At 45.6% G+C, this 6,343-nt stretch carries 5 protein-coding genes; 3 read left to right on the forward strand and 2 right to left on the reverse strand.

What is annotated here, in order from left to right:
• The first annotated feature begins 425 nt into the window (after nt 1-425).
• From ACLFWI_RS24845 to ACLFWI_RS24855, 3 genes are all read left to right on the forward strand, one after another.
• Nucleotides 426-1,604 carry a PEP-CTERM sorting domain-containing protein gene (locus tag ACLFWI_RS24845; protein WP_446415144.1) on the forward strand — a complete coding sequence of 393 codons (1,179 nt, stop codon included), beginning with the start codon at nt 426-428 and terminating at the stop codon, nt 1,602-1,604.
• Nucleotides 1,605-1,816: 212 nt separating this feature from the next.
• The gene (locus tag ACLFWI_RS24850) at nt 1,817-3,184 is read left to right on the forward strand and encodes a phosphotransferase (protein WP_446415145.1); all 1,368 of its coding nucleotides are present in this window, start codon (nt 1,817-1,819) and stop codon (nt 3,182-3,184) included.
• Nucleotides 3,181-4,206 carry an outer membrane protein assembly factor BamB family protein gene (locus tag ACLFWI_RS24855; RefSeq protein ID WP_446415146.1) on the forward strand — a complete coding sequence of 342 codons (1,026 nt, stop codon included), beginning with the start codon at nt 3,181-3,183 and terminating at the stop codon, nt 4,204-4,206. Before ACLFWI_RS24850 ends, ACLFWI_RS24855 begins: the two co-directional genes overlap by 4 nt.
• 82 nt (nt 4,207-4,288) lie before the next feature.
• Here the strand turns inward: ACLFWI_RS24855 and ACLFWI_RS24860 are convergent, their stop codons facing one another.
• Both ACLFWI_RS24860 and ACLFWI_RS24865 read right to left on the reverse strand, forming a co-directional pair.
• Complete coding sequence (locus tag ACLFWI_RS24860) at nt 4,289-5,215, reverse strand: CHAD domain-containing protein (protein ID WP_446415147.1); 927 nt, start codon at nt 5,213-5,215, stop codon at nt 4,289-4,291.
• Between the two features lie 371 nt (nt 5,216-5,586).
• Nucleotides 5,587-6,102, reverse strand: a complete 516-nt coding sequence (locus tag ACLFWI_RS24865; protein WP_446415148.1) for a pentapeptide repeat-containing protein — start codon at nt 6,100-6,102, stop codon at nt 5,587-5,589.
• Nucleotides 6,103-6,343 lie beyond the last annotated feature (241 nt).

The raw sequence follows: 6,343 nt of genomic DNA on the forward strand, positions 1-6,343 counted from the left end.
AGCGCGGTGAATATAGTAGTCTTGGCGATTGCGGCTGGGTTTAGGGGAAGGGGATGGTGATTGACTCAAGGTTAGATGGGAGAGGATGGGCTACAGTTCTATTTTCGTATAATCTGTGTTGGATGTTTGGGCGATGACTCAGGATGCTTGAGTCTGGAAAAAATTCTGAGTTTTTTTATTTTATCGTCGTTATTACTGTAGGTTGGGTTTCGACTTCGCTCAACCCAACGATTTAGAAGCGAAACTATGACGGCAAAAGATCTCTTTCACGAAGCAGTCAGACGTGGGTTAGAGCAAGATCAGTAAATTTATTTTCACAACTCTCAATAAAAATTAAAACCTAGTAAAACAATATTCGACAATTCTAAATTTTAGATTTAAAGTTTAAACAAATAAACATAACTGTAAATAGTTAGGAATATTACATGAAAACTATCACTCATAAAGTCAGCACGTTGGGACTAGCAACGGCGACATTACTCGGATTTACTGCTTTCCAATCTGCGGAGGCGGCATCCATGTATACGGTGACTGACCTTGGCTCATTCGATAACGATCCTGTTCCCATCGCAATTAACGATACGGGTCAAATTGTTGGCAGGAGTGGATTTCTTCCTTTTGTTGAGAATGGGCGTGCCTTTCTCTGGGAAAACGGCGTGTTCAGTGACCTGGGTAATTTAGCGAATTTAGAGGGTTTCAATAGCGAAGCCTTTGATATCAATGACTCTGGGCAGATAGTCGGTCGTTCAGAGGTTAACTCACCAGATTTCTTCGGCTTCGATTATCCCTCTCATGCTTTTCTCTGGGAAAATAGTACAATGACTGACCTCGGTACTTTCGGGGGTGTAAGTAGTTCGGCATTCGGCATCAACAATCGGGGTCAGGTCGTTGGTTCAGTAAAGAATAATAGCGGTGAAGAACGTGCCTTTCTCTGGGAAGATGGTATGATAACTGACCTCGGTACTTTAGGGGATAGCACCAGTGTAGCGGTGAGAATTAATGATTCTGGTCAGATAGTCGGTGGTGCAGAAACAAGCAGTGGAAATCAGCACGCCTTCCTCTGGGAAAACGGCGTGATCACCGGTTTGGGAACGCTGGGTGGTTCGAGTAGTAGTGCTTTTGATCTCAACAACTCTGGACAGGTCGTTGGTCATGCCGACCTTGAGGGTTCTTTCAGCCACCACGCCTTCCTGTGGCAAGATGGCACAATGACAGATCTGGGTACGCTGGATGATCTTCCTACAAGCGAAGCAAACGGCATTAACAATGCAGGTCAAGTGGTTGGCTATGCCTATGATTTGGACAGTTTAAGATTTGCTCCTTTTCTCTGGGAAAACGAGGTGATGATTGACCTCAATAGTTTAATTCCTGCTGATTCAGGTTGGGAACTATTTATTGCCAACGATATAAATAATGTTGGACAAATTACGGGGATAGGCTTGATTAATGGTACACCACGTCCTGTTTTGTTAAACCCTATTTCTGACCCGACGGCAGTCCCAGAACCTCTGACTATTCTTGGTTCAACTACCGCTTTAGGATTTGGAGTATTATTCAAGCGAGAGCATTCAAGAAGACGAAAAAAAGCCAAGTCAAACGATTAATACAAGAAGACTTACGCTCTTTCCCATACTTAACATTCAGAGTACACAACCCTTGGTCAAGTTTTTTGATGAGTTAGGGGTGCGATCGCGCTCTCTGCTCTACTATTGAATATGTCCGACTTCCCAGGGTAGTAGAGGTAGTCATGAGTAATAGGCGGCACATTTCAAGAAAAGCTTTCTTAAAGTCCACTTTTACTCCTCCTACCCATCCGTTGAAAACCCGTGGTTTCGGTAACACCATCCAAGCCAGAAGTCCAGAGTTACCTCAAACCAGTCTTTTGCAGACACGTCCGTTTGGTTCGCCTGCTAGGGTACAGCAACAGCAGCAGGATACCCGCTCTATTGCCGAACAGCTAGAGGGAGCCTCTCGTTTTGGCTACCACGGACTCGACATCCCAGTCAAGGCGTCAGGAACATCACCTCCACCTCCACCAAGTTCTCCAGTTTTCAACCGCTTGCAGATGCTAAAAGCGGAAAGCGTGCAGCGTTCCTTAACATCAGAGGTGGATTCATTGAGAAGTGAAGGCGGTCAAATTAACCCCCAAGCGTTACAAAATTTACTCAGTCAGCTTCCTCAAATTGGTAATAGTCGGGACAAGTTAGTCGCGTTTGCAGCTAGTCGTGTTGGCAGGAATCCAAATCAAGTTAATCTGAGAAATATTAAAGAACTCAAAGAAGAAGGGGCGACAGGTGTTTCAGGTGCACCTGTCTTTTTTCTGTTCGATGATCAAGGTCAGTCTATCGCCACAGTCAAGCTTTTTCCCAATCTTAATGAATTTGCCCGGGAATTATCCGCTTTGAAACGGTTTGAGCAGGAAGGGTTTGAGGTGATCGAATCGCCGCAGAATTTGGGTGTGGCAAAAGCAGGAGAATTGGGCGTTTTGGTGAGTTTGGTTGCGCCCGGAGTAGCAATTGATGATTACTTGCAACGGCTAGGAACCGCTACTGGAGAGAATCGTAGCACAGAGATGGAACGGACAACGCAAGCGGTAAAGGGTAATGCACGGGCATTGAGTGAACTGCATTCGGTGCGTGGCTCCCAAGTATCTGAAGGATTTTTGCAGCAGCATATTAATGCGGTAAGGGATATTGAAGGGAAACTATCTGCCAGAATTAGAGAAGTTCCAGGCATTGAAGCATCCTGGCTGCATGAGCAAATTGACCAGGTGGTTAATGATGCGATCGCGAATCCTGGACAAGCTTCTTTAATTCACGGTGACGCGCATCCAGGGAATTTCTTTTGGGATCAGCCCAGTGAACAACTGACGGCGATTGATACACCCACAATGCACTACTCAATGGGGGAGGAGGGAGAACCAATTGGTGCGCCAGCACGAGACTATGGCAATTTTTATCAGAAGTTGGCTCATTTTGGGGTAAACTATGAGGTCTTACCAGAGGAAGTGGAACAATTACAACAAGCATTTGCTGATGAATATCACGGTGAAATACCAGCCGCATCCATTAAATTTTTCCGAGTCCGTGCGGCACTGGGAGAATTAATGAAGGCATTGGCTAGTGGCGATCGCAATGCTATTGATAATAATGCCCAGCTAGTAATTAGAGCTTTTGCAGCATGATGAATTGTCTTTTACCCTTCCGTAAGGCTTCCAGTCTAGTTGTAAGTGACCGGATAATCATATCTGATATTCACCATTTGGTGAGTGTTAGCCGGGATGGACAAATTGAATGGGCGAGGGATTTTGCCAAAACTCGCAGTGATACCCTGATTTTACCGACAGGAGAACTGGTGGCGATTGAAGAAGATGGTTTTAAATTAGTTGTGCGATCGCGCTCTACTGGAGAACCGCTACTCTCCCTACCTGTGGATACCTGGGCGTATGCGGTTCCGGCTGTGACAAAAAACTGTTTTATTTATACCTCAGACTCGAATGATCTCATCGCCATCTCGACAACTGAAGACATTCTCTGGAAAGTGCAAACCGATGGATTTATTCGTCATCAACCCCTTATCGTACACCATCAAGTACTCGTTAGTCACCGTGGGGGGCTGACGGCTTACTCGTTAACTGAGGGAAAACGCTTATGGCAAATCAGTTTGGCGGTGGGAAATGCCATGACACCACCAATTCGGGTAGACTCTCACCGAGTTATTGTGGGTTATCCAGATGGTATTTTTAGGGTTGATATTCAAACCCAAGAGGTTTCTCCCTGGTTAGCGCCTTCAGATTGTCGTTTTCTATCGAATAGTCCACTGGTGTTTACTTATCTTCCAGCTTATGGGTTAATTCTAACCACAACAGCCGGGGTGGAGGGTAAAAAAGCGGTTGTTTCAGTAACGGAGTCAGGGGAGGTATTATGGCAATACCCGATATCAAAAATTCCGGTGGCAATTTCTGTGGGAACAGCCGGACAAGTTTACATCGCCCAAAGTCCGACGCTGGATGAGTGGGATAAGTACAAAGACTTTTGTGAGTTTTCTTGCTTTCTCCTGGGGCTTTCGGCGACGGGTGAGGAGTTATGGAAGTGGGAATCACCTGCGCCGATTACGTCTGGGTTGGTGGTGGCTGATGATGTGGTTTACGGGGTTTGTGATGGGAATCTGGTGCGTATTTCGTTAGTTCAAGAGTACCCTGGTTAAGGGTTTACGGAAAGAGCGCCACTCAGTATGAGTTCCTCTCAGCCATGGGTTTATGGCGAAGACAGCGCAACTGCAAGCACAACTACGAACTTGGTTGCTCATATTCCGATCGCCAAATCTGCCAGTACACCCCAATCCGCTCCACAAACACTCCCGGTTTCTCTGCATAAATGCGTCGCCCTAAACAGTACGCTGACTGCTGCAATTGGAGTCGTCGCCGATCAATTAAGCCAATTAGGGCGTCTAGTTGAGTGCGATCGCAGGCTAGTTCCGGTTCCTCTTCCAGTAGCTGACGCAACATCGCCAAGTCATGATCATCCCCTAGATAATCGGCTAATTGTTTCGTCTGTGATGCCATTTCTGCCATTAAATCTGACCATACCAATTTAAGAAGTCGTAGGTGATACCAAAGATATTTCACCCGCTTGCGCCAATCGTGAAAATTCTCGACACTTGGCTGATTCAAGGCACAAGTTAATCCTTTATATCCTCGTTTATAGACGCGCTGAACACCCTCCTGGAGGGTTGACCAGTCATTGCTTGTAATTGACCAATCCTTAACCCGTTCCCGCGCCGCTTTAATCATGCGAATGGCGTCCTCTTGGGCATTTTTTTCCTCCAGAACCCGCTCACTAATGGATTGACTACGGGTTAAGAGAGCTTGACGTACTTCCCTAAAGCCATCGGCTGAGATAATATTGGCAAAATGTTCGGTTAAATCATCTAAGGTTTCAATCGTTACCTGAGCATCCCGTACATCGGATAATAATCGCCCTGCATCTCGGAAACAGGTGTTTTCTTGGTGATAAGTATCCGCACCAATTTCATCCCGCACTAAGCGCAATAATGCTCGTAGCTTCTTCAACCGCTTGCGAGCATCATGAACCGCCTCTTCTGGGCTATCATCAGTTTGACCCAATAATTGAGCTAATGCTTTGTCTATCTGTTCGTAAGCAATGCGCTGAACTCCCTCAGATATAGACTCGTGTGCCTTCAATCGATATGCCATGATTCAAGCTGTTCGGCATTTAAACCTTAATGTCAATAATGGTGAGCATCCTTGTAGTGCGGTAGTGCGAGCATCTTGCTCGCTACTCATACCCCATTTAAATGCATGACCGCTTATGGATCTTATAGTGGGCGATCGCCTCCGACTCAGCCTCTCTCTTGGGGATTATTTAAGTAGCCCTCATGAACGGCGTACACCAGAACGCATGAAAATTGATTTCTCCTGACTCCTATTTTCAAATCAGTCGGACAAAAGAAAACGGTACGCTCACGCTTGTTTTGTAAATATTCCTCAAACCCTAACAAAGGTAACAAAGGACGAATGACGAATGACGAATGACGATCTCCACCGTTAACTTTTATTGTGTCCACCTACTTAGATAGTTTGAGTGGCAATTTTCGCAGCTTACCACATAAGAGACTCGATTGTTCACTGGTTAAAACAATTGTTCCGTCGGGTAGTATGGCTCCCCCTAAATCAGCATCGGTCAAATCGGCACCACTCAAATCAGCGCCACTCAAATCAGCCCCTCTCAGATTTGCCCCTCGTAGGTTAGCACAGCGTAAATTTGCCCAAATCAAATCTGCTCGGCGTAAATTCGCCCCACATAAGTTGGCTTTAGTCAAGTTTGCCCGTGTCAAAGTCGCTTTTTCTAAGACAATCCCTTCTAGGTTTGCCTGACTTAAGTCTATCCTCTGGAGATCTACGCCGTTTAACTCCAGGTTGCTGAGGTTAAATCCCCGATAATCCCGTTCTCCCGCCGCATACTCCTCCAGCAGGCGCTCAGGTGCCATTCTTATTCGTTCTAGTTTCTTAAACAACTCTTGCTTTCTAGCTGACGCTGAGGATTGGTTTGGGTTAAGGATATTTCGATCAGAGGATTGCATAATCTTCTTTACCTGATAAATTCAACATAGTTAATCTTCAGGTATTTGCCTGGAGGATTAATTGAGAACAGTCCTAATTTTCGGTGAATTTAATCCGCTTTAGAGGTAACTTAACCCACCATCCGGCGTGACTTTAATAAGTTCTCCTTTGTGATCTACGTCTCTATTTTACTGCTATCGTAGCAAAAGTACCAAGCCTCTAAGAAGAGGGGAGAAGGTTTATGACTTAGGGAACAGGGAA

Origin of the sequence: Coleofasciculus sp., assembly GCF_046539235.1 — a bacterium.
Taxonomy (GTDB): Bacteria; Cyanobacteriota; Cyanobacteriia; order Cyanobacteriales; family Coleofasciculaceae; genus Coleofasciculus.

Coding starts and splice junctions, on each gene's coding strand:
- ACLFWI_RS24845 (WP_446415144.1), top strand. CDS start 426: ATGAAAACTATCACTCATAAAGTCAGCACGTTGGGACTAGCAACGGCG.
- ACLFWI_RS24855 (WP_446415146.1), top strand. CDS start 3,181: ATGATGAATTGTCTTTTACCCTTCCGTAAGGCTTCCAGTCTAGTTGTA.
- ACLFWI_RS24860 (WP_446415147.1), bottom strand. CDS start 5,215: ATGGCATATCGATTGAAGGCACACGAGTCTATATCTGAGGGAGTTCAG.
- ACLFWI_RS24865 (WP_446415148.1), bottom strand. CDS start 6,102: ATGCAATCCTCTGATCGAAATATCCTTAACCCAAACCAATCCTCAGCG.